This window comes from Actinoplanes sp. CA-131856, from assembly GCF_050956135.1.
Classification (GTDB): Bacteria; Actinomycetota; Actinomycetes; order Mycobacteriales; family Micromonosporaceae; genus Actinoplanes.
In genome coordinates this window covers 6,531,400-6,554,778 of the sequence record NZ_CP191849.1, presented here as the reverse complement: position 1 = coordinate 6,554,778, position 23,379 = coordinate 6,531,400, and the positions used below count along the sequence as shown (strand labels likewise).

The window sequence follows — 23,379 nt, the reverse complement described above, 5'->3', positions numbered from 1 at the left end:
GGACGATAGGCAGGGGTGTATGTCGCACTCCTAGCCTCTCCCGGGTGTGGAAAACGATTGGTGTGACATTCGCGGCCGGCGCCGTCGCCATCTCCTTCGCGGGATGCGGCGGCGCCGAGCCACAGGCGTCGACGTGGGTGAAGCCGTCGCCGCCGCCGCCGGCACGGCTGGCCCGCATCACCTCGGCCTGCGACCTGCTGCCGGCGGCGGCCGTGATCGGGCTGCTCGGCGGGACCGAGCAGACGACACTGTCCGGTCAGGAGCTTCCGGCCGAGAAGAACCCGAACGGCAACGTCTGGCGGCACTGCGCGTACGGCCGGGACGGCAAGCGGCCGTTCGCCCTGTCCGTCGCCACCATGCCGAACCGGTCGGGCACCGCCGAAGAGACGATCGACGCGGTGGCCCAGGCCGGTGCGAAGCCGGAGCGCCTGGACGGCCTCGGCGCCGCGGCGGTCTCGTACGTCGGTGACGGCGGCCGGGCGGTGATGGCCGTCGTCCCGTACGGCAAGGAGCTCCGGGTCGTGCAATTCACCGGTCCCGAGCTGGTTCCGGCGGAAAAGCTCGCCGGGGCGGTGCGGCACGTGCTCGCCGAGATCTGAGCGCGCCGGCGCCTGTTTCTGTTACTCCCGGAGGCCTTGATAATGCTCACTGCGCGATTCCCGCCATTCGCGTTGAACTCCGCCCGTTCGCCTTTCTACTGTGGGGGCCGATCAGGGGGGAGATAGATGTCCATCGAGGTCCGTCTGCTCGGGCCGGTGGAGTTACGGGGAGACGCCGGGCCGGTTCAGCCGGGGCCGGCCAAGCGACGGGCGGTCCTCGCCGCTCTCGCCCTGGAGGCCAACCGGCCGGTGACGCTGCATCGGCTCACCGACATGCTCTGGGCCGGGCAGCCGCCCGCGTCCGCGGTCGCGAACATCCGCAACCACATCGCGGCGCTGCGGCGCACGATCGGCGGCCGGATCGTCTCGCGGCACGGGGCGTACCAGATGAACCTGGCGCCGCACGAGCTGGACGTCGCCTCGTTCCGCCGGCTCGCCGAGCGGGGGCGAGCCGCGTTCCAGCAGGGGGACCCGGAGCGGGCGGAGCCCGACCTGGCGGCCGCGCTGCACCTGTGGCGCGGGCCGGCCGGACACGGCCTGCCCCGGGTGGCGGCCCTCGACGTGCTGCTCTCGGGGCTCGAAGCGGACCGGCTGCGGACGGTGGAGGATCTCATCGAGGCCCGTCTGGTGCTCGGGCGGACCGACGACCTGGTGCCGGCGCTGCGCGACCACCTCGCCGCGCACCCGCTGCGCGAGCGGGCCTGGGGCCAGTTGATGCTGGCGCTGTACCGGGCGGGTGACGTGGGTGCGGCGCTCGCCGCCTACCGGCAGGCCCACGACACGTTGCACGCCCAGCTCGGCGTCGATCCCGGCAGCGACCTGGCGGCCCTGCACGTGGCGATGCTGAACCGGGCGCCGCGGCTCGATCTGTCCCGCCGGGAGGTCCCGCGTGAGCTGCCGCCGGACCCGGCGCCGTCGCCCGGGCACGCCGAGCCGCTGGCCGCGGTGCTGACGGCCGCGACCCGGCCGGCGCCCGGCCGGCCGGCCGCCGTGGTGGTGCACGGCCCGCCCGGCAGCGGCACCACGGCGCTGGTCACCCGGGCCGGGCACCGGCTGGCCGGGGCCTATCCGGACGGGCAGGTCTTCGCGGCGGCCCGGCCCGGCGTCCCGGTGGCCGACCTGCTGGCCCGGGTGCTCCGGGCGCTCGGTGTCCCGGCGGGCGAGGTGCCCGAGCACGTGGACGAGCGGCTCGGCCGGTACCGGTCGCTGCTCGCGGCCCGGCGGGTGCTGGTCGTGGTGGACGGCGCCGACGACGCCGGTCAGGTGCGGCCGCTGATCCCCGCCGCGCCCGGCTCGGCGCTGCTGGTCACCGCGCGCCGGCCGCTGCCGATGCCGGAGGAGTTGACGCATGTGGCGCTGCGGGCCACGGCCCGGGGCCGCGCTTTCACAGGAGACCGAGGTTGAAGACCTCGAACGAGGCGCCGTAGCGGACGCCCAGGCGGGTGCCGGCCTGGCGGGAGAAGCCCTCCAGGAACTCCTCGGCGTCGAAGGGGCCGGAGGTCAGGCCGTTCAGGTACGCGGCGTGGGCCTCCAGCGAGCGGACGCCCAGGCCGAACGTCTCAGTGGTGTCGACGCCGTGGGTGGCGCGGGGGGAGCCGGCCGCCCACACCTGGCGGGTCGACCATTTCTCCAGGTCCTGGTCGCGGAAGATCCAGCGGTTGGCGGCGTCGCGGGCCGCGTCGAGGACGGCGCGGCCGGTGACGATGTGGTCGGACATGTTCAGGGCCTGACCGGCCTCGTCCCAGCTCTCGCGGAAGTTGTTGGTGATGATGACCTCGGGGCGGTGGGTGCGGATCACCCGGGTCAGCTCACGGCGCAGCGGTACGCCGTACTCGAGCACGCCGTCGGGAAGGCCCAGGAAGCCGACCTCTTTGACGCCGACGATGGCCGCCGAGGCGCGCTGCTCCTCCTCGCGGGCGGGGGCGGCCTCGGCCGGGTCCATGCCGTCGATGCCGGCTTCGCCGCTGGTCAACAGGACGTACGTGATGTCCTTGCCCTGTGCCGTCCAGCGCGCGATGGCGGCGGCCGTGCCGAACTCGAGGTCGTCGGGGTGGGCGACGATGGCCAGGCCGCGCTGCCAGGACTCGTCGACGGGCTGCAATGAGGCGGGTGAGGTCATGCCCTCAGCCTACGAGCCGGCGCTCCCAGGCCCATGCGGCGATCTCCACCCGGTTCCGGGTGTTCAGCTTCGTGTGGATGCTGCCCAGGTGGGTCTTGACCGTGCCGACCGAGATGAACAGCTGTGCCGCGATCTCGGCGTTGGTCAGGCCCCGGGCGGTCAGCTTCACCACCTCCAGCTCGCGGGGCGACAGGTTGCCCTCGTCGGTCGCGGCGGCCGGGGCGGACAGGTGCTCCAGGAGACGTACCGTGATGGACGGGCTGATCAGAGCGTCGCCCGACACCGCGGCCCGGACCGCCTCGATCAGCAGGGCCGGGCCCGAGTCCTTCAGCAGGAAACCGGCGGCGCCGTTGCGCAGCGCCTGGTGGACGTATTCGTCCAGGTCGAACGTGGTCACCACGACGATGCGGAGGGGGTCGGCGACGCCGGGACCGGCCAGCAGGCGCAGGGCCTCCAGGCCGTCCATCTTCGGCATGCGGATGTCGAACAGGGCCACGTCCGGCTTGAGCTTGCGGGCCAGGGCCACCGCCTCGACCCCGTCGGACGCCTCGCCCACGACCTCCATGTCGGGCTGCGCCCCGATGATCATGCCGAAGCCGGTACGGACCATCGCCTGGTCGTCGGCGATGAGTACACGAATCACCTGAAGAACCGCCTTTACGGAATGGGGAAGGCCGCGTCGACCACCCAGCCGCCCTCGATGCCGGGGCCGGCGGTGATCCGGCCGCCGACCGCGCGGACCCGTTCGGTGAGGCCCACGAGACCGTACCCCGGGCGATCTCTCGGCGTGGCGGCGCGCGCCGGTACGCCGTCGTTGGCCACCCGTACCAGCAGCCAGTCGGGGGTGCGGCGGACCCAGATGTCGGCCACCTGAGCCGCGGGGGCGTGCTGGCGGACGTTCGTCAGGGCCTCCATCACCACCCGGTAGGCCGAGGTCGACACCTCCACCGGCAGGCCCTCGGCGTCGCCGTCGACGTGGATGCGGGCGGTCGCACCGCCGGCCGAGTTGAACTGGTCGAGCAGGACCGGCAGCTCGCCCAGGCCGGCCACCGGGGCCAGGGGCGCGTCCGGTGACGAGGAGGGGTCGCGCAGCACGCCGACCATGCGGCGCATCGACGCCATCGTCTCGGCGCCGGCCTCCTCGATCTGTTCCAGGGCCAGCAGCACGCGTTTGGGGTCCTGCTCGGCGATGAACCGGGCGCCCTGGGCCTGCACGACGATGCCGGTCACGTGGTGGGCGATGAAGTCGTGCAGGTCGCGGGCGAACTCGGCGCGCTGCTCGGCCCGCACGGCGTCGACCGCGCGCTGCCGCGAGCTCTCCAGGGTGCGCAGGTAGATGCCGACGCCGATGGCGGCCGCGCCGGCCAGGGCCTGGATGAGGCCGAAGATGACGAACTCGGCCGACTGGCCGCCGCGCAGCGGCTGGAAGCTGACCGCGGCGCCGACCATGACCACGGCGGCGACCGCCCAGCCGGGCTTGGCCCGCCGCGCCAGCACGAACAGCACGCCCAGCAGGGCCGCCGACTCGGCCAGACCCCAGCTGAAGTAGCTGTAGTCGTCGGAGTAGTTGCCGACGACCCAGAAGGTCAGCAGCAACGAGGCCGCGCCGAGCGCGACTGCGACTTTCGGCAGAGCGGTGGACCCCTGTTTGTGCGCGGGCAGCCAGACGATCGCGGCGGCGATCGCCATCAGCACCTGGAGCAGGCCGATCAGCTCGGACGCGCGCAGCAGACCCTGCGCGACGTCGAACAACCCCAGCACGGTCATGGCGGCCAGCCCGAGGAACTGACCGAGGCGCAGGAGGATCAACCGGTTCGTGTTCGTTTGCATCGTGACCCAGCGTAGTTGCAGGTGAGCGTGCCTTCATCGGCCGAAAGACAGATCCGGATCCCCGGCCACGGGCCGATGTGCCGGACCACCGGCTAACGCCAGCATTTCCGGCGTCAACACCATCACGACGCCCCGTGGAGTTTCCATGCAGACGCCCGTTCTCCAAGACACGATGGCGGCCGTCGCCGCGGTCGACCTGACCAAGGTCTACGGCAGCGGCGACACCGCCGTCCGGGCCTTGGACGGCGTGACCGTCGGGTTCGCCCGCGCCCAGTTCACCGCGATCATGGGGCCGTCCGGTTCCGGCAAGTCGACCCTCATGCACTGCCTGGCCGGCCTCGACACGGCCACCAGCGGGCAGGCCCTGCTCGGCGGCACCGACCTGACCAAACAGTCCGACAAGGTGCTGACCAAGGTGCGCCGGGAGCGGATCGGATTCGTCTTCCAGGCGTTCAACCTGCTCCCGCAGCTCACCGCCGCGCAGAACATCACGCTTCCGCTGGAGCTGGCCGGGCGCAAGCCCGACCACCACCTCTACGCGCACCTGACCGAGACGCTGGGCATCGTGGCCCGCCTCGACCACCGGCCGGGCGAGCTCTCCGGCGGCCAGCAGCAGCGGGTCGCGCTGGCCCGGGCGCTGGTCTCGCGGCCCGAGGTGGTCTTCGCCGACGAGCCGACCGGCAACCTGGACTCCCGGTCCGGCGCCGAGGTGCTGCTCTTCCTGCGCAACTCGGTGCGCGAGCTCGGCCAGACGATCGTCATGGTCACCCACGACCCGGGCGCGGCCGCCTACGCCGACCGGGTGGTGCTGCTGGCCGACGGCCGGGTGGCCGGCGAGATCGACCGCCCCGACACCGCCAGCGTCACCGACGCGCTGCAGGGTCTGGCGGCCGCCCGATGAGCGTGCTCCGCACCCAGATGCGCGGCGTCGTCCGCCGCCCGACCCGGCTGCTGCTGACCGGCCTGGCCGTCCTGGTCGTCTCCTTCGTCGTCTACGCGTCGGTGCTGGCCCAGCAGATCACCGAGCGCAGCGTGCTCAACGGCCTGAGCGGCACGCCCGAGGCGGTCGACCTGGTCGTGCGCAACGGCGAGATCTCCACCGCGAAGGCGGCCGCGATCGCGAAGGTGCCCGGCGTGGCCGAGGCGGTGGCCCGGGTCGACACCGGTGGCCAGGTCAACAACGACTATCTGCAGATCACCGGCGATCCGGGCGCCGGCCCGCTGGCCGTCGCCACGCTCACCCAGGGCCGCTATCCGAGCAAGGCCGGCGAGATCGCCGTCACCCCGCGCACGGTCGAGCGGATGGGCCTGAAGCTCGGCAGCACGGCCAATGTGCAGCTGCGTTACACCGAGGACGGCAAACCCCTGGCGCCGACGCGGGTCACGGTGGTCGGTCTGGTCCAGGCCCGCGACGATTTCGGTTTCCAGGCGTACGCCCCCACGGCCGCCGTGGTCGCGATGAGCGGCGCCACCTTCGTCAACCAGGTCGACATCCGCTACGCGCCGGGCGCCGGCGACGTGCGGGACCGGGTCGCCGCGCTGGCGCCGGGGGCGGAGGTGGCCACGGGGGCCGACGTGCGCCTCGAGGAGGCCGAGCAGAAGGCGTCCGACATCAACGCGGTCTTCGCGGTGATCGCCATGTTCGTCGCGATCGCCGTGGTCGCGGCCGGGCTCGTGGCCACCTCGACGTTCCGCATCATGTTCGCCCAGCGGATGCGCCAGCTGGCCCTGTTGCGAGCGGTCGGCGCCGGCCGCGGCTCGATCACCCGGGCGCTGGCCGCCGAGGGCGCGCTGACCGGCCTGGTCACCGGCGTGGCCGGGGTGCTGCTGGCGCTCGGCGCGGGCCACCTGGTGCCGGTGGTGGCGGGGTGGTTCGGCCCGCACATCGACTCGCCCGGCTTCCCGCTGCTGTGGGCGCTGGCCACGGTCGTGCTGGCCGTGCTGATCACCGTCCTGGCCGTGCTGGCCCCGGCCGCCTCGGCCGCCCGGGTGTCGCCGCTGGAGGCGCTGCGCAGCTCGGGAACGACCGGGGCGCGGCGCGACATCGGCGCCCTGCGCTGGATCACCGGCCTGGTCCTGGCGGCCGGGGCGGGGCTGCTGGCGGCGTACGTGGTGAACGGTCTTCCGGGCCGGAACCCGGAGAACTACGACCCCTCGAACAACCTGTTCGCCGTCGTCGGCTCGGGTGCGCTGGCCTTCTTCGCGCTGGTCGCGCTCGGTCCGGTGATCGTGCGGCCGGTGCTGGCCCTGCTGGGCGCGCCGATCCGCCGCTCCGGCCCGGTCGGCCGGCTGGCCGCGGGCGGCGTGGGAGCGGCTCCGCGCCGGGCCGCCGCGGTCTCGGTCGTGGTCGCGCTCGGCGTCACCCTGATCGCGGGGACGCTGGTCGGCGGGGCGTCGATCCGGGTGCTGGCCGACCGCGAGTCGGCCGCGTCGGCCCCGGCCGACTACGAGCTGAGCGGCACCGACGAGTCGCCGGTGCCGCCCGCGCTGGTCGAGCGGCTGCGCGCGAGCAAGGACCTGGCGCACGTCGCGCCGTACCGCCGGATCCCCGTGAAGATCGGCGAGGTCGACGGGCTGAACGTGACCGACGTGCCGTGGAGCGCGGTGCCGCGGCTGGGCCAGCTCGACGTGGCGGCCGGCTCGGTGGGCGATCTGGGACCGGGCAAGGCGGTCATCTCCGGCTTCACCACCGACACGACCGGGCTGCACGTCGGCGACAAGATCACCCTGCACGCCGGCAAGCGCGCCGGCACGTTCACGATCGTGGCCCAGCTGCCCGACTCGGGGCCGCTCGGCTCGGCCGTGGTGCTCGACCCGGCCGACCTGACCAAGCTCGGCGCCCCCGCCACCTACGACGGTGTCCTGATGGACGCGGCCGTGAGCGGGGAGAAGGGCCGGGCCGACGGCAAGCGGGCGATCGACGAGGCCGCCGCCGGCGGAACGTTCAGCCTCGACGTGCTCGCCGACCAGCGCGACCAGATCGACAGCCAGCTCACCCTGCTGCTGGTGATCGCCCTGGCCCTGATCGGGCTCACCGTGGCCATCGCCGTGGTCGGCGTCGGCACCACGACCGCGCTGTCGGTCGTCGAGCGGGTCCGCGAGTCGGGCGTGCTGCGCGCGGTCGGCCTGTCCCAGGGCGGCCTGCGGGCCATGCTGACGACCGAGTCGGCGCTCTACGGCGTGATCGGCGCGGCCATCGGTCTGGTCCTGGGGGTTCCGTACGCGCTGCTGGCGGTCAAGGCGCTCGGCGTGAACGCGCCGTTCGCGGTGCCGGTGGGCCAGCTCGCCGTGGTCTTCGTGATCCTGGTCGCGCTGACCGCCCTGGCCGGGGTGCTGCCGGCCCGCAAGGCGGCGAAGGTGAGTCCCGTGGCGGCGCTCGGAACGGAGTAAAAAGTCATGCATGGATGACATGTGGCCGTTGTTCGGGCTCCGGCTGGTCCACCGCGACGTCGTGCTGCGGCCGATGTGCGAGGCGGACCTGCCGGAGCTCGCCGCCGTGCTGCCCGGCGACGTCGGGCACGATCCGCGCCTGGCCATGTGGCCCGGGCAGAGCTTCGCCGAGAACGAGCGGCGGCTGTTCCGCCAGGGCTACTGGAAGGCCTACGGCACGTGGGATCCGGCGTCCTGGGTGCTGCACTTCGCCGTCTCGTACGAGGGCCGGCTGGCCGGCGTGCAGACCCTCGAGGGCGAGAACTTCCCGGCGCTGCGCACTGTGGACACCGCGTCGTGGCTGGTCCCCGAGGTCCGGGGGCGCGGCGTCGGCGTCGCCATGCGCACGGCCGTCCTCGGCTTCGCCTTCGGGAGCCTGGGCGCCGTCGCGGCGATCAGCTCGGCGACGACGGCCAACAAGGCCTCGCAGGGTGTGTCACGCCGTCTGGGGTACGCCGACAACGGCGTCAGCCACATCGTCGACACCACGGGCGACGTCGCCGAGCTGCGGCATTTCCGCCTCACGGCCGCCCGCTGGCCCGGCGCCGAGGTCACGGTCGAGGGCTTCGATCCCTGCCGCCCCTGGTTCGGGATGGCCGCCATTTGACCGATTCGGTACTCTCACGCCGCTAATTGCAGATCAACGGGGGACGACGTGGAACGCAAGGTGGCAATTTCGATCGGGGCCGCGGTGGCGGTGCTGGCCGCGGGTGGGGGCATAGCCGCGCTGACGTGGCCGGACAAGGCGCCGCCGGTGCTGGCGTTCGACGAGCCGGCGGCGACGGCGGCGGCCGCGGAAGCGGACGCGGCGGCGGCGAAGGTCGTGGCGACGGCCGAGCCCACGCAGGCCCCGGTGCTGCCCAACGCGCCGGTGCGCACGGCCGTCACCAAGGTCGAGCTCGCCGCCTCCTCATCGGGTCAGGTCGACCTGCCGCAGCGGGCCACCAAGAAGTTCAGCATGGTCACCGTCAGCTGGGCCGACCCCAAGGCCGCGCCCAAGGGCACGGTCGAGGTGCGCACCCGCAGCTCGGCCACCGGCGCCTGGAGCGGCTGGGAGTCGCTCGAGGTGGCCGAGGCCGCGGCCGACCGGCCGTCCGAGGCGGCGCGCGTGCGCGGCCGCACCGAGCCGCTGTGGGCCGGGCCGTCCGACGGCGTGGCCGCTCGCATCGCGGGAGCGACCGCCACCGGCCTGCCGGCCGGGCTGCGGCTCAACCTGATCGACCCCGACGCCCCGCCCGCCGCCGGCGCGGGCGGCGGCATGCTGGCCGAGCCGTCCACCCCCGCGTCGGCCGCCGCGGCCACGCCCGAGGCCACCGCGAACCCGGTCGTGGCCAAGGCGGCGATGCCGGCCATGGTGACCCGCGCGCAGTGGGGCGCCGACGAGACCACGGTCAAGGCGCCGGCCGAGGTCGCCACCGAGGGCGTCAAGATGGTCTGGGTGCACCACAGCGGCTTCGGCAACAACGAGACCTGCGCCAACTCGCCGAAGATCATCCGCAGCATCATGGCCGCCGACATCGCCGAGGGCTTCGACGACATCGGCTACAACTTCATCGTCGACAAGTGCGGCACGCTCTACGAGGGCCGCAAGGGCAGCGCGACCAAGGCCGTCATCGGCGCCCACACGGTCGGCTTCAACACCGCCTCGGCCGGCGTGGCTCTGCTCGGTGACTACACCTCGATCCGGCCGTACGACAACGCGCTGAACAAGATCGCGCAGCTCGCGGCGGCCCGCCTCACCGCGTACGGCTTCGACCCGGCGACTACGGCCGACATGGTCGAGGGCGTCGACGGCCGCATCTGGCCCAAGGGCACCACGGCGACCTTTCCCCGCATTTCCGGGCACAAGGACGGCGAGCAGACCAAGGACGGCTATCTGACCGTGTGCCCCGGCGCCATGATGTACCCGCTGCTCGGCTACATCCGCGGCAAGGCCGCGCTGCCGGGCCTGGCGCTCAAGAACGTGGCCGGCACGGTGTCGGCCGGCGTCACCTACGTGAAGAACACCGCGACCGTCAACTGGACGCTGGCCGGCGGCAACGTCAACCGGTTCAACATCCTGCGGGACGGCGCCGTGGTCGCGACCGTGGCCGGCACCGTGCGCACGGCCACCGTGGCCGTCACCCCCGGAACTCACACCATCGCGGTCCGGGCCGTGCACGCCAGCAACATCTACGACACCACCCCGGCCGTGAAGGTCGTCTCCGACGTCGCGGCGCCGACCTTCCCCGGCCCGCCGTCGGTGATGCTGCGCACCGGCACCTACTCGGCCACCTCGGTGCCGGTGTCGGTGGTCTGGCGCTCGGCCGACAACGTCAAGGTGGTCGGCCAGGCCGGCAAGACGACCTCGCCCGGGTCGGCCACGCTGGCCGCCACGGCCACCGCCTGGAACACCGCGGTCAAGCCGAACGCCGCGCTGACGTACACGATCACCGCCCGCGACCTGAGCGGCAACAGCCGGGCCGCCGCCGTGACCCGCAAGATCACCCAGGTGCCGGAGACCTCGGCCGGCAAGACCGGCGCCTGGAGCGCCCGGGCCGGCGCGGCCTACCTGGGTGGCAAGGCGCTGGCCGCGAGCGCCAAGAACGCGAAGCTGTCGTGGACGTTCAACGGGCGCTCGGCCGCCCTGACCTTCGCCCGCACCAAGCTGACCGGCGTCGTCTACGTCTACGTGGACGGGGCCAAGGTGGCCACCCTCGACACCAAGGCCACCACGACGGCGTACCGCCAGACGATGTACGTCCGCAACATGCCGGCCAAGGTGCACACGGTCTCGATCGTGGTCGCCGGAACGGCCGGCCGCCCGCAGGTCATCGCGGACGGTCTCACGTACGCGAACTGATCTTCTCCAGCTCGCCGGCGTCGTCCTCGGAAAGTGTGAGGGCGGCGCCGGCGGCGTTCTGGCGCAGGTGGGCCACTGACGACGTGCCCGGGATCAGCAGGATGTTGGGCGAGCGCCGCAGCAGCCAGGCCAGGGCGACCGACATCGGCGTCGAGCCCAGCCGGGTGGCCACGGCCGACAGCGCGTCCGACTGGAGCGGGCCGAAGCCGCCGAGCGGGAAGAACGGCACGTAGGCGATGCCGTCGGCGGCGAGGGCGTCGATCAGCTCGTCGTCGTGACGGTGGGCCAGGTTGTACGCGTTCTGCACGCACACGATCGGGGCGATGGACCGCGCCTCGGCGACCTGCTCGGCCGTCGCGTTGCTCACGCCGAGGTGCCGGATCAGGCCTTGCCCCTGGAGCTCCACCAGCGTCGCGAAGGCCTCGGCGAGGGAGCCGGGCTGGGGTCCCTGCGCGTTGCCGAGCCGCAGGTTGACCAGGTCGAGGGTCGCCAGGCCGAGGTTGTCCAGGTTCTCGTGGACCTGCCGGCGCAGGCTCTCCGGGTCGCGGGCCGGCGGCCAGCCGCCCTGGGCGTCGCGGTTGGCGCCGACCTTGGTGACGACGTGCAGCGAGGCCGGGTACGGATGCAGCGCCTCCCGGATCAGCTGGTTGGTGACCCCGGGGCCGTAGGCATTGCTGGTGTCGATGTGGGTGATGCCGAGCGACACGGCCTCGCGCAGCACGGCCAGCGCGCCGTCGTGGTCGGCCGGCGGGCCCATCACCCAGGGGCCGGCGAGCTGCATGGCGCCGTATCCGAAGCGGGTGACGGTCAGGTCCCCGAGCTGCCATGTGCCGCCGGGAAGGGAAGTGATTGACATGCCCTCTACTCTGAGCTGGTAACTCTCTATCGGGAAGTAGGCACCTCAGGGTGCGTTGGGCACCGGAGGGTGGGCATGGCGACGACGACGGCGGCGCAGAAGAGGACCGCGGCCAAGGCCGAGTACAACGCGTTCCTGGCGGTGTGCCCGAGCCAGAAGCTGCTCGAGCGGGTCTCCGGCAAGTGGGTGACGCTGATCCTGAGCGCGCTCGGCAGCGGGCCCGACTGCGACGGGCCGCCGCGGGCGATGCGCTACTCGGAGCTGGCCCGGCTGCTGGCCGGCGTCAGCCAGAAGATGCTCACCCAGACGCTGCGGTCGCTCGAACGCGACGGCCTGGTCAGCCGCACCGTGGTACCCACGGTCCCGGTCACCGTGTCGTACGAGCTGACCGGTCTTGGTCTGTCCCTGCACGAGACGATGCGCTCGCTCAAGCGCTGGGCCGAGACCCACATGGACGAGGTGGCGGCTAACCGAGACGCCGCGGCTGGCTCCGGCGCTCGGTGACCGGTGGGTCGGACGAGGGCGCCGGGGGCAGGGTGAACCAGAACGTGGCCCCGCGGCCGTCCTCGCCCTCGGCCCAGATCTCGCCGCCGTGGCGCTCGACCGCCCGGTGCACGGTGGTCAGGCCGATGCCGGTGCCGGGGAAGTCCTCGGCCTTGTGCAGGCGGGCGAACGGGCGGAACAGCTCGCCCGCCTTGCCGGCCGGGAAACCGGCCCCGTTGTCGCGCACGAAGTAGCCCCTCGCGGTCCGGCCCACCTCGATGGCCGGATGCTCGACCTTGCGGGTGAACTTGACCGCGTTGTTGATCAGGTTCTCCAGGATGACCCGGACCAGGCCCTCGTCGGCGTCGGCGGTCATCGCGTCGTGCACCGTGAAGCCCACCGAGCGGCCCGGGTCGCGGGCCTCCACCTCTCCTATCACCGACCACGTCGTCGAGGTCATGTCGAACTTCTCCCGGCGCAGGTCGCCGCGGCTGGCCCGGGCCAGGATCAGCAGCGACTCGACCAGGTCGGCCATCCGCAGCGCAGCCGCCTGGATGCGGCCCAGCCGGCGGCGGGCCTCCTCGCTGAGCGGGTCGTCCTCGTCGTCGAGCATGTGCTCGGCGAAACTGCTGATCACCTGGAGCGGGCCGCGCAGGTCGTGCGAGACCGAGCCGGAGAACGCCTCCAGCTCGCGGTTGCGCCACTCCAGCTCCTCGACCAGGGCGGCCCGGGTCTCGGCGAGCTGCCGGGCCGAACGCTCCTCGGCCGCGTCCAGCTCGCGGCGCATCAGCTCCTCGCGGATGCGGCGGCTCTCGTCGTGCGACTGCTTGCGGCGGATCTGCGTACGGACGTGGGCCCGTAGCGCCTCGGCGCCGGACTCCGTCCGTACGTAGTCGTCGGCGCCCGCGGCCAGGCATTCGAGCATGTCCTCGTCGGTGGCGCCGGTCATCACCACCGGCGTCTCGCCGATCACCGGCACCTCCTTGATCCGCCGGCACGCGTCGCGGCCCAGATCGCCGGAGAGCCCCATGCCCAGCACGATGCAGTCGACCGGCTGCTCGGCCAGCAGGTCGAGGGCGTCCTCGGTGGCCGCGACCGGCACCACGTCGTAGCCGTCGGCTCGCAGCGCGTGGGCCAGATCGGACAGCCGCCCCTTGTCCGGGGTCAGGGCCAGCACCTTGCTCGGACCGTGCAGGCTGCCGGTGACCTCGATCGGCAGCTGCTCGGAGCTCTGCCGCAGCACCGCGTTGAGCTTGGCCGGCACGATGGCCAGGTTCTGCTGCTTGCGGACGAACGCGTCGGCACCGGCGTCGAGCATTTGGAGCTCGGTGGCGTAGTCGTCGGCCGCGGTCATCAGGATGCACGGGATGTCGCGCAGCGCCGGGTCCAGGCGCACCCGGCGGATCACCGTGGCCCCGTCGATGCCGGGCATCACGCCGTCCACGATGATCGCCTGCGGGCGGCGGTCGGCCGCCGTGCGCAGGCCGTCCTCGCCGCTGGGCGCGGTCAGCACGGCGTAGCCCTCGCCCTCCAGCAGCTCCCGCAGCTGCTCGCGGAAGGTCATGCTGTCGTCGATGACCAGGACCGTCGTGCGGTCGTCGGCCCGGGCCGGCCCGTCGCCGAGCAGCTGCCGGGTGCGGGCCACCACATAACCCGCGTCGTACGGCTTGCCGACGTATTCGTCGGCGCCGGTCCGCAGCCCGGCCAGCCGGTCGGCCACCTCGTCCTCGCTGGACAGCAGCACCGTCACCACGCCGGCCCGGCTCGGCATGCCGCGCAGCTCGGTCAGCAGCTCCAGGCCGTCGGCGTCGGGCAGCATCACGTCGAGCACGGCCACCTCGAACTCGGCGGCGACGAACGCGGTCCGGGCCTCGGCCCCGGTGGCGCAGAGGATCGTGGCGAACCCGTCCGCGTTGAACGCGTCGTGCAGGTCCATCCGCACGGTGAGGCTGTCGTCGACGATCAGCACCTGCCGGGTCATCGCCGGCCTCCGGTGGGTTGCATCTCCACCAGCCGGGCCGCTATCCGGGCCGGTGACATGATGTAGGCGGCCGCGCCGAGCAGGGCCGCCTCGCGCGGCATGCCGTAGACCACGCAGCTCGCCTCGTCCTGGGCGAAGGTGGTCGCGCCGCGCGAGCGCATCCGGAGCAGGCCCTCGGCGCCGTCGCGGCCCATCCCGGTCAGCAGGCAGCCGGCGGCGGCCGCGCCGAGCTCGGCCGCGACCGACTCGAACAGCACGTCGACCGACGGCCGGCACGAGTGCCGCGGCGGCGCGTCGCTGAGCCGCAGCAGGCCGTCGCGCAGGAACAGATGGCGGTCGGGCGGGGCCAGCACGACCCGGCCGGTGACCGCGCCGATCGGCGTGCCGTCGCGGGCGTACGTGACGTCGCGCCCGGTCTGCCCGGCCAGCCAGTCGGAGAACGCCACGGCGAACGGCTCGCTGGCCGCGATGTGCTGCACGCACAGCACCGGCGGCTGGAAGCCCACCGGCAGCGCCCGCAGCAGGTCGGTCAGCGCGCCCGGCCCACCGGTGGAAGCGCCCAGGGCCACCGCCCGGAACGTCTCGGTGACCGGCACGACGGTGGCCCGGGCCGGCGTGGCCTCGCGGGGCGGGCTGCTCCTGGGGCGGCCGTCCAGGCGGGCCCGCGGGTGGGTGATCACGCGGATGCGCGAGACCAGCCGTACGGACTGGCGCAGCCGGCGCCCCCAGTCGGCGTCGCTGGCGTCGCCCCGCGGCTTCTCCATCACGTCGACCGCGCCCGCCGCCAGCGCGTTGTAGGTGCTGAACATCTCCTGCCGGTCGGCCGACGAGACGACCAGGATCGGCGTCGGATGCTCGGCCATGATGTGCTCGGTGGCGACCAGGCCGCTCATCGTCGGCAACATCATGTCCATGGTCACCACGTCCGGGCGCAGCCGGGCGACCATGGCGACCGCGTCGGCGCCGTCGGTCGCCTCGCCCACGACCTGGAGCTCCGGGTCGGCCGCGAGCGACTCGCGCAGATGGTGGCGCATGGTCGCGGAATCCTCGACGAGCAGGACACGGATCATCGAAGGATCAGCCTCCGGATGTGCGAGAGAAGCTCTTCCTGGTTGAACTCGCCCTTGACCACGTAGGCGGACGCACCCGCCTCGGTGCCGCGGCGGCGGTCCTCGGCGGTGGCCCGCGAGCTGACCAGGATGGCCGGCACGTGGGACAGGGTGGGATCGGCCCGCGTCTCGGCCACGAAGGCGAAGCCGTCGATGCCGGGCATGTCGATGTCGGACAGGATCAGCCCGTACTCGCGGGACCGGGCCTTCTCCAGGCCCTCCTCGCCGGAGGCGGCCAGATCGACCTCGTAACCGGCCGACTCGAGGATGCTGCGCTCGAGCATGCGGGTGGTCAGCGAGTCGTCGACGACCAGGATCGGCATCGTGCGGCCGTTGGTGTCGGTGGACGGCCCGCCGGTCGTGGGCCCGACCTGCCGGGCCTCGGCGACCAGCCCGTGCGGGTCGAGCACGAGGCGGGGATTGCCGTCGAGGTCGATCGAGACGCTGCCGATCACCGAGGCGGCCGGGGCCAGGTCGGGCAGTGGGCGGGCCACCAGGGTGGTGGTGCCGGCGAGCCGGTCGACGCCGACGGCCGCGGTCTCGCCGTCGGCGGTGAGCACGATGGCCACCCCGGTCCCGGTCAGCTCGGCGTCCTGATGCAGGGCCCGGCACAGCGGCAGGAACGGCACGACCCGGCCCTCGTGGGCGAGACGGCCGGTGTCCATGGCGGTGGTGATCTCGTCGCCCGACATCCGTACGCACCGGCGGACCGCGTCCAGCGGCATGGTGACGGTGTGCTCGCCCGCCTCGACCAGCAGGCCGTTCATGCTGAGCAGGGTCAGCGGCACGGACAGCCGCACGGTGGCGCCGAGCCCGGGCCGGTTGTCGATCGAGACGCTGCCGCCGAGCTGGTCGGCCACGTCGCGGGCCACGTCCATGCCGATGCCGCGCCCGGCCACGTCGGTGACCGCGGGCGAGGTGCTGATGCCGCCGTGCAGCACCAGGTCGATCAGCGTGCGCGGGTCGGGATCGGCGCCGGGGGAGAGCAGGCCCCGATCCCGGGCGGTGCGGCGCAGCGCGTCCAGATCGAAGCCGCGGCCGTCGTCGGAGCAGCGGAACTCGGCCCAGCGGCCACGCCGCTCGACGTGCACGGTGACCGAGCCCTCGGCCGGCTTGCCGGCGGCCAGGCGCTGCTCCTCGCGCTCGATGCCGTGCACCACGGCGTTGCGCACGACGTGCAGGAAGGCGCCGTTGACCTGGTTGAGCAGCTGCGGGCCCATCCGCACCTCGGCGCCGGTGGCGTGGAAACGGACCCGTTTGCCGTCGGCGTCGGCGGCGTCGCGCACGGCCCGGCGCAGGGCGGTGAAGATGGTGCCGGCCGGCACCAGGCGCAGCCCCTCGGCGCGGCCCCGGACCTCGTCGAGCTCGCGTTCGACCTGGTCGACGGCGTCGATCAGGCGGCGGCCGAGCGCGCCCAGGTCGCCCGCGAGGCGCTGCACGCTGCTGCGGGTGACGGCGTCGCCGCCGCCGACCCGGCCGGTCCGCAGGCGGTCGCCGAGCGTCTCCACCCGGCGGTGGATGGTGGCCAGGGTGCGGCTGCCCTCGCGCAGCGGGGCGATCCGGGCGCTGGCCTCGCCGATGGCGTCGAGCAGTTCGTCGAGGTCGGCCGTGACGGCCCGTTCGGGGGCCGGAGCCTCGGTGGCCCGTTCCGGAGCGGCGGCCGCCGGCTCTTCCACCGGGGCGGGCGCCACCGGAGCGGGCGCCGCCGGAGCGGGCGCCGCCGGATCCGGGCCTGGAGCCGGGGGCGGTGATTCCGGCGCGCTTACAGCTGAGGGGTTCGCAAGCGCGGCCACCCTCCCGGCGATCTCGTCGTTGAGGCGCAGCAGCTCGCGCATCTCGTCGGCCGGCAGGGGAGCGGCGTCGTCGCGGTGCGGGACCAGCACCTCCTCGAACGCGTGGGCGTGCTCGGCGATCTCCGGCTGCTTGACCACCCGGGCCGCGCCCTTGAGGGTGTGCGCGTACCGCAGCAGCCGGGCCACCACCTCGGGGCCGGGCTGCTGGTCCAGATCGAGGACGCCCGTGCTGATCTGCTCGACCAGCTCGGCGGCCTCGATCCGGAAATAGCGCAGCGGATCGCGGTCGGCCATCAGTGACGTCCGGTGCCGACCAGATCGAGCAGCTCGCCGGAGAGCGTGGTGAGGTGGGCCGCGGTCTGCTTGGTCTGCACCGCGCTGGCCTCGGTCTCGCGGGTGACCCGGGCCGTGTCCGAGGCGGCCACGTTGACCTGCTCGACCGCCGTGGTCTGCTGCTTGGTGGAGAGCTCGATCTCGCGGGTGGCGTCGCTCGTGGTCGAGACCAGGCCCACGATGCGGCGGAACGAGCTGGTGGCGTCGTCGAACTGCCGGGAGCCGGAGTCGACCGCCTTGGCGCCGATCTCGGTGGCCATCACCGTGGTGTTGACCGCGCCCCGGACGTCCTCGATCAGGGCCCGGATCTCCTTGGCGCTGGCCGCGGTCCGGTCGGCCAGCTTGCGGATCTCCTCGGCCACCACCGCGAACCGGCGCCCCCACTCGCCGGCGCCGCTGGCCTCGATGGTCGCGTTGATGGCCAGGATGTTCGTCTGCTCGGCCAGCTCCGACACGAGATCGACCACGCCGCCGATCTGCTGCGACTTCTCGCCCAGGGCCAGCATGTGCTGCACGATCTGGTCGACCTGGGTGCGGATGGCGGTAATCGAGGCCCGGGTCTGGTCGATCGTCGCGTCGCCGGTGCGGGCGGCCTCCGCGGTCTCCTCGGCCACCTTGGAGACGCGCTGGGCGCTCTCGGCGATCTGCCGTGAGGTGATCAGCAGCTCGCTGATGGTCGTGGTGATCTCGCTCATCGCGCTGGCCTGGTCGCGCCCGCCCGCGGCCTGCTGGGCCGCGGCCGCCTCGAGCTGGGCCGACGAGCTCTGAATGTGCCCGACGGCCGCACCGACCTCGCGTTTGAGGTCACGGCTGAGTTTCCAGGCCACGCCGGCCGCGCCGCCGATGAGCAGCAGGCCGATCGCGATGATGAAGATCATCGCCCACATCGCGCGCTCGGACGAGTCGTCGCTCTTGGCGTTCACCGTGGTCTGCACCTGCGCGATCAGATCGGAGATCGACTTCTGCACCGTCTGCCGGGCCGCCTTCACCGCCTCGTTGCCGCTGAACTGGGCCACGCTGTTCAGGTTGGTGATCTTCGCGCGCTGCGCGATGAGCCCCGAGACGAGGCCGGCGTGGATGGCCTCGGCGTCGGCGACCTTCTGGAGCAGGGCCTTCGAGTTCGGGTTCTCGATCGTTCCGCGCAACGACTCGAGCTGGGCCAGGAACTTCGAGCGGTCGGTGTTGGTGGCGTTCAGATATTCGTCGGTGCCGGCCAGCATGTAGCCGCGGTAGTCGGCGATCCGCGACTCCATGAGCGCGCTCAGCGCCTCGGCGCCGACCAGGTTCACCCGCGCCGACTCGATCACCGCGTTCTTGGTGTGCAGCACGTAGCGCAGCGCCACCACCGACGTCACGGTCATCAGCAGGGTCAGGAACAGGGTCAGGCCGAAACCGGCCGCCAGCTTGGTGCCGAAGGTGCGTCCCGCCATCATCGTGCGGCCTCCTGGTCGGTGAGGTGTCCGGTCAGCGCGTGCACGGTGGCGCGCGTCGCGGGGATGTCGATGATCGGCCGGGCGCCACCGGGCAGGCCGACCATGCCGCGGACGCTCCCGGTGACCGCGTTGTCACCCGATTCCCGCACGATGTCGGCGGTCCCGGCCCGTACGTGCCCGTCGAGGTCGTGGAAGGCCAGGCCGAGCGGCGGGTCGCCGCCGGCCAGCACGAGCCAGCGCGGCCGCTCGGCCACCGGATGGCCCAGCAGCGCGGCCAGGTCGTAGACGGGCACCACCTGACCGGCGAACCCGGCCAGGCCGAGCAGGGCCGGCTGCGGGCCCGGCAGTGGGGTGACCGGCCGGTCCGGGTGCAGGCCCGAGGTCTGCGAGAGGCGGATGGCGTACGGGCGGCCGCCGGCCCGGATCGTCAGCAGCTCGACGTGCTCGTCGTCGTGGCTGCGGACCGGGTCGGCGAACGAGCGGTCGAAGTCCTCCCGCAGCTCCTCGAGGCGGCTCGCGACGGTGCTCATCGCCGGACTCCGCAGGCGTCGAGCTCGGAGCGGCACTGCACGGTCAGTGCGAGACGGCCGAAGCCGCCGCCGAACAGGGTGATCCGCTCCTCCTTCTCCTGGGTCAGCAGGTCGAGGGCGCGTTCCAGCTCGCCGGCCGCCGTCCGCTCGTCGCCGTGACGCCGGGCCAGCTGGCCCAGGCGCATCCGGGGCAAGGCGAAACCCGGATCGAGATAGGCGGCCAGGCGGTACTGGCTGATCGCCTCGGCCACGGCCGATCCGCCCTCGAGACACAGGCCGAGCAGCTGGTGCGCGTCGGGGTCGAGGCCGTTCTCCTCGATCAGGCGCCGGGCCAGGGTGATCGCCTCGCCCAGGCGGCCGGACTGGGCCAGCAGGATGCCGTGCAACAGGGTGCCGCGCTCGCCGTCGATCAGGTCGAGGGCTTCCGCGAAGCGTTCCTCGCGGAAAAGGGCCAAAGCTTGGTTGTACGAGGTCTCGCTGCCGGTCTTCTCGGGTTCGCTGGGCTTGGCGGCGACCGGGGCCGGGGCCGGCCCGGGCGCCGGCTTCTCCTCCTTGCAGTAGTAGAACGCCTGGTGGCTCTGCCGCAGATCGAGCCCGTCGGCCCGGCTGCCGAGCGAGTCGGTGTGGCCGAGGAACAGGAAACCGCCCGGGGCGAGCGCGGTGGTCATCCGCTCGACCAGCGACGACACGACCTCCGCGGTCAGATACATCAGCAGGTTGCGGCAGAAGATCACGTCGTACCGCCCGGCGGTCCACAACTCCGGGTCGGGCTCGGCGACATTGTGCCGCTTGAAGCGCACGAGCCGCCGGGCCTCCTCGGCGACCCGGTAGCCGCCCTCCTCCTGCTGGAACCACTTCCGGCGTACGTCGTCGGGCGTCTCCCGCAGCGACCACGCCGAATAGCGGGCGGCCTCGGCCCGGCTCAGCACGGCCGGGTTGGTGTCGACGCCGGTCACATCGATGATCCAGTCGCTTCCCGGCTGCACCATCCGCCCGGTGATGGCCAGCGAGTAGGCCTCCTCGCCGGAGGAGCAGGCCACCGAGAGCATCCGCAGCACGCGCTGGCCCTGCCGGGCCGCCACCCGCTCGGGCAGAGCTTCGTCGCGCAGCGCCCGGAACTGCTCGCCGTGCCGGAAGAAATAGGTTTCGGTGATGCTGAGCCGCTCGACCAGGACGGTCAGCTCTTCGGGCCAGGCCCGGGCGGCGAGGCGGTCGAGGTACGCCCGGGCGCTCATCCCGCGAGCGCCGGCCCGCTCCCGCAGGGTCCCCGTGAGGTGCCCGGAGTCGTTGTCGGCGAAGGTCCAGCCGAGCCGGCGGGCCAGCACCTCCCGGAAGCGGATGAGCTCCGCCGCCCCGATCATGTCGCCACGCCCGCGGCGGCCGCGGCTTCCCAGACGTCGTCGGGCACGGCCCGCATGCTCTGCAGGAGCAGGAGAGGCTCGGCGCCGAACGTGCCGACACCGGCGACGAGCCGGCTGTTGCCCCCGCCGAGCAGGGCCGGGTGCCCGCCGGAGGGCTCGGCCTCGACGTTGCTCACGCCCAGGACGGCCCCGGTCCCGAAGGCGACGGCGCCCCGGTCGGTGCTGACGGCGATGTACCGTTCGGGCTCGGCCGACCCACCGCCCAGCAGCCGGGACACGTCGATCACGGGCGTGGGCACGCCACGCAGCACGCTGATCCCGCGCACGAAGGCGGGCGTCCCGGCCAGGGGCCGCGTCTCGAGCGGCCGCATGGTCTCGATGACTTCGTCGAGCCGCAGCGCACAGAGCAGCGGCCCGGCCCGGAAGACGAGGGCCGCCACTCCGGCGCCCTCCTCCTCGGAGGCCACCGGCGCTTGTCCGTACTGCCGCATTCCGTCAGATTAGTAGTGATTCATCCGTCATTTCCGAGATTTCCTCGGGTAACCACCCGTCGATCCCGAATAGCGCCCACCGCGCGACCCTGCCTACCGTCCCAGAGCCGGACCGGGCCGCCCCGCCTTCCGCAGCTGGGCCGGGCCGGGCCGCCCCGCCTTCCGCAGCTGGGCCGGGCCGGGCCGCCCCGCCTTCCGCGGCTGGGCCGGGCTGAGCGGCCCTGCCCTCGGCGGCTGGGCCGGGCTGAGCGGCGCTGCCTTCGGCGGCTGGGCCGGGCTGAGCGGCGTTGCCTTCGGCGGCTGGGCCGGGCCGAGCGGCCTTTGACTTCAGCTTCGGGGACCGGGGCGCGGCTCAGTCTCGGGTGTGATGACCGCGGAACCACTCGGTGGCGTCCTCGGGGCCGGACTGCCGGGGCTCCTCCGAGACGCCCCAGCCCGCGGGAAGGGCGGGCTTGGCCTCCGCGTCTCCGCTGAGCGGATCGGCGCGGCGCCCGGCCACGGGAACACCGGGATCGTCGGGCTGGAGCGGGGCCGATGCGTGCCCGGCGGCCGGACCGGGTGCCGCGGTGTGACCGGTGGGTGGGAGGCCGGGTGTCATGGGCTGGGTCGCGGCTGTGGCCTGGGCCGGGGGTGGTGGGGCGGAGTCGTCGGTGCGGGGGATGGGCGGCCAGTTGGCGGGCAGGCGGTGCATGGCGGCCGCGGCCGTCTGGCGGCGCTTGGTGTCGCCCAAGTTGGCCATCGCCGAAGCCGTTCCGCTGACCCGGGCGGCCCGGTTCTGCGCGGGGGCCGGGGCGGCGCCGGCCGGGGCAGCGCCGGCCGGGGCGGCGTGGTCAACCGGGGCAGCTGGGGCAGCTGGGGCAGCTGGGCTGGCCGGGTTGCCGACGGTGCCGAGGGGCGGCGCGCCGAACGCGGCAGCGGCGGAGCCGGCAGAGGGAGACCCGACGGCGCCGAACGCGCCGGCGGCGGAGCCGAACCCGTTGGGGGCGGAGCCGGTGGTGGGCTCGATGGTCGCGGGCTCGGTGGTGGTGGCGCGGGTCGGCGGGCCGGCGGGCCAGAGGCGGGGGCGGCGCTTCGCGGCCAGGTCCTCGACCCAGCCGAAGGCCAGTACGGCCAGGATGGTCAGCACGAAGGCGGCCAGCAGGTCGCCCGCGTGGCCCATGCTGTCGCCCACGTCGTCCAGGGCCAGGAACGTCAGGACCGGCCACACCGCGGCGATCGCGATGTTGTGCCACAGGTAGATGGTCACGGCCCGGTTGTTGATCAGGGTGACCGTGCGGTCCAGGGGCCGCACCTTCGACAGCCACGTCATCGACGGCTGCCAGCGCAGCGCGATCAGCACGAACGCCAGGGACCAGAGCGCCTGCGCCTCCGAGATGTCGTTCAGGTCGTACGTGCCCTCGTCCCTCATGAAGTAATAGGCGCCGGCCGCCAGCACCAGCGCGACCGGGCCGGCGATCCACGGCTTGAGCCGGGCCAGGCGGCCGTCGTGGTGGGCGAAGCCGGCCGTCCAGCAGGCGCCGTACGTCACGAAGTCCCACAGGGCCGCGTCGGCCGTGTCGGGCAGCGTGAAACCGGTGACGTCCAGCGCCGCCATGATCAGCAGGGGGAGCGCCACCGCGGCCCAGCCGGCCTTGCGGTAGAGCAGGTACAGGATCGGCGAGAGCAGCACGAACCACAGGTAGGCGCGGATGTACCAGAGCGGCTCCCACACGTCCAGGGCCTGGTCGCTGCCGGGCGGGTCGCCGATCGGGAACAGCCAGAAGAGCAGGCTCGGCACGCTGAACGGGTGGTCGCCGCCGGACTCCGCGGCCCAGCCGGTCACCAGCATGACCGGCACCGCGATCAGCCCCAGCAGCCACAGCGGGGGGAGCAGGCGCCGCAGGCGTGACGTGACCACCTTGGTTCCCGCGCGCTTGTCGAGCGACGCGGCGGTGAGCGAGCCGGCCAGCGCGAACATCACGCCCATGGCGGGGAGCAGGACGGAGAGCCAAGGCCAGCCGTACAGGTGGTAGACGATCACCCGGACGATGGCGGCGGCGCGAAGGAGATCCAGGTATCGGTTACGCACCGCGAAGACCTTGCCAGTCCGGCCACTGTGGCGGGACCGTCCGGCCGGTTGCCAAGACGACCTCGCAGGCTTACCCCGTACGAATGAACTGTCCGAATTGTCTGTGCGGTTGTGCGACACCC

At 73.2% G+C, this 23,379-nt stretch carries 19 protein-coding genes; 7 read left to right on the top strand and 12 right to left on the bottom strand.

Annotated features, from left to right (window positions below):
- Positions 1-44 precede the first annotated feature (44 nt).
- A complete protein-coding gene (locus ACQP2X_RS30460) occupies positions 45-599 on the top strand; it encodes a hypothetical protein (protein ID WP_498687705.1) in 555 nt (184 codons plus the stop codon).
- Between the two features lie 126 nt (positions 600-725).
- Positions 726-2,003 carry an AfsR/SARP family transcriptional regulator gene (locus ACQP2X_RS30455; RefSeq protein WP_498687702.1) on the top strand — a complete coding sequence of 426 codons (1,278 nt, stop codon included), beginning with the start codon at positions 726-728 and terminating at the stop codon, positions 2,001-2,003.
- Here ACQP2X_RS30455 and ACQP2X_RS30450 read toward each other — a convergent pair.
- Genes ACQP2X_RS30450 through ACQP2X_RS30440 form a run of 3 tightly spaced genes read right to left on the bottom strand, consistent with a single transcriptional unit; the run spans position 1,984 to position 4,548 of the window.
- Entirely contained in the window at positions 1,984-2,718 is a 735-nt protein-coding gene (locus tag ACQP2X_RS30450) for a PIG-L deacetylase family protein (RefSeq protein WP_498687701.1), read from the bottom strand. The two genes, ACQP2X_RS30455 and ACQP2X_RS30450, sit on opposite strands and share 20 nt — an antisense overlap.
- Before the next feature lie 4 nt (positions 2,719-2,722).
- Positions 2,723-3,361, bottom strand: a complete 639-nt coding sequence (locus ACQP2X_RS30445; protein WP_498652367.1) for a response regulator — start codon at positions 3,359-3,361, stop codon at positions 2,723-2,725.
- Positions 3,362-3,375: 14 nt separating this feature from the next.
- Positions 3,376-4,548, bottom strand: coding sequence for a sensor histidine kinase (locus tag ACQP2X_RS30440; protein WP_498687699.1), 1,173 nt, complete (start codon positions 4,546-4,548; stop codon positions 3,376-3,378).
- Positions 4,549-4,693: 145 nt separating this feature from the next.
- Between ACQP2X_RS30440 and ACQP2X_RS30435 the strand changes: the two genes are divergently transcribed.
- Genes ACQP2X_RS30435 through ACQP2X_RS30420 form a run of 4 tightly spaced genes read left to right on the top strand, consistent with a single transcriptional unit; the run spans position 4,694 to position 10,819 of the window.
- Entirely contained in the window at positions 4,694-5,449 is a 756-nt protein-coding gene (locus ACQP2X_RS30435) for an ABC transporter ATP-binding protein (protein WP_498687697.1), read from the top strand.
- Complete coding sequence (locus ACQP2X_RS30430; RefSeq protein WP_498687695.1) at positions 5,446-7,938, top strand: FtsX-like permease family protein; 2,493 nt, start codon at positions 5,446-5,448, stop codon at positions 7,936-7,938. The genes ACQP2X_RS30435 and ACQP2X_RS30430 overlap by 4 nt, the downstream gene beginning before the upstream one ends.
- A gap of 10 nt (positions 7,939-7,948) precedes the next feature.
- A complete protein-coding gene (locus ACQP2X_RS30425; protein ID WP_498687692.1) occupies positions 7,949-8,584 on the top strand; it encodes a GNAT family N-acetyltransferase in 636 nt (211 codons plus the stop codon).
- Positions 8,585-8,632: 48 nt separating this feature from the next.
- Positions 8,633-10,819 carry an N-acetylmuramoyl-L-alanine amidase gene (locus tag ACQP2X_RS30420; protein ID WP_498687690.1) on the top strand — a complete coding sequence of 729 codons (2,187 nt, stop codon included), beginning with the start codon at positions 8,633-8,635 and terminating at the stop codon, positions 10,817-10,819.
- Here ACQP2X_RS30420 and ACQP2X_RS30415 read toward each other — a convergent pair.
- Positions 10,803-11,675, bottom strand: coding sequence for an aldo/keto reductase family oxidoreductase (locus ACQP2X_RS30415; protein WP_498687687.1), 873 nt, complete (start codon positions 11,673-11,675; stop codon positions 10,803-10,805). The genes ACQP2X_RS30420 and ACQP2X_RS30415 overlap by 17 nt on opposite strands.
- 75 nt (positions 11,676-11,750) lie before the next feature.
- On the opposite strand from ACQP2X_RS30415, the gene ACQP2X_RS30410 reads away from it, so the two are divergent.
- Positions 11,751-12,179, top strand: coding sequence for a winged helix-turn-helix transcriptional regulator (locus tag ACQP2X_RS30410; protein WP_498687686.1), 429 nt, complete (start codon positions 11,751-11,753; stop codon positions 12,177-12,179).
- Here ACQP2X_RS30410 and ACQP2X_RS30405 read toward each other — a convergent pair.
- From ACQP2X_RS30405 to ACQP2X_RS30370, 8 genes are all read right to left on the bottom strand, one after another.
- Positions 12,142-14,139: a response regulator gene (locus ACQP2X_RS30405; protein WP_498687685.1), complete on the bottom strand. Its 1,998-nt coding sequence runs from the start codon at positions 14,137-14,139 to the stop codon at positions 12,142-12,144. The genes ACQP2X_RS30410 and ACQP2X_RS30405 overlap by 38 nt on opposite strands.
- Entirely contained in the window at positions 14,136-15,209 is a 1,074-nt protein-coding gene (cheB, locus tag ACQP2X_RS30400) for a chemotaxis-specific protein-glutamate methyltransferase CheB (RefSeq protein WP_498687683.1), read from the bottom strand. Before cheB ends, ACQP2X_RS30405 begins: the two co-directional genes overlap by 4 nt.
- The gene (locus ACQP2X_RS30395) at positions 15,206-17,335 is read right to left on the bottom strand and encodes a hybrid sensor histidine kinase/response regulator (RefSeq protein ID WP_498687682.1); all 2,130 of its coding nucleotides are present in this window, start codon (positions 17,333-17,335) and stop codon (positions 15,206-15,208) included. Before ACQP2X_RS30395 ends, cheB begins: the two co-directional genes overlap by 4 nt.
- Entirely contained in the window at positions 17,335-18,807 is a 1,473-nt protein-coding gene (locus tag ACQP2X_RS30390) for a methyl-accepting chemotaxis protein (protein WP_498687680.1), read from the bottom strand. Before ACQP2X_RS30390 ends, ACQP2X_RS30395 begins: the two co-directional genes overlap by 1 nt.
- Positions 18,804-19,337: a chemotaxis protein CheW gene (locus ACQP2X_RS30385; protein ID WP_498687679.1), complete on the bottom strand. Its 534-nt coding sequence runs from the start codon at positions 19,335-19,337 to the stop codon at positions 18,804-18,806. The genes ACQP2X_RS30390 and ACQP2X_RS30385 overlap by 4 nt, the downstream gene beginning before the upstream one ends.
- On the bottom strand, positions 19,334-20,698 hold the full coding sequence (locus ACQP2X_RS30380) for a CheR family methyltransferase (protein ID WP_498687678.1): 1,365 nt from the start codon (positions 20,696-20,698) through the stop codon (positions 19,334-19,336). The genes ACQP2X_RS30385 and ACQP2X_RS30380 overlap by 4 nt, the downstream gene beginning before the upstream one ends.
- Positions 20,695-21,189, bottom strand: coding sequence for a chemotaxis protein CheW (locus tag ACQP2X_RS30375; protein ID WP_498687677.1), 495 nt, complete (start codon positions 21,187-21,189; stop codon positions 20,695-20,697). The genes ACQP2X_RS30380 and ACQP2X_RS30375 overlap by 4 nt, the downstream gene beginning before the upstream one ends.
- A gap of 352 nt (positions 21,190-21,541) precedes the next feature.
- The gene (locus ACQP2X_RS30370) at positions 21,542-23,257 is read right to left on the bottom strand and encodes an acyltransferase family protein (RefSeq protein WP_498687676.1); all 1,716 of its coding nucleotides are present in this window, start codon (positions 23,255-23,257) and stop codon (positions 21,542-21,544) included.
- Between the last annotated feature and the right edge of the window lie 122 nt (positions 23,258-23,379).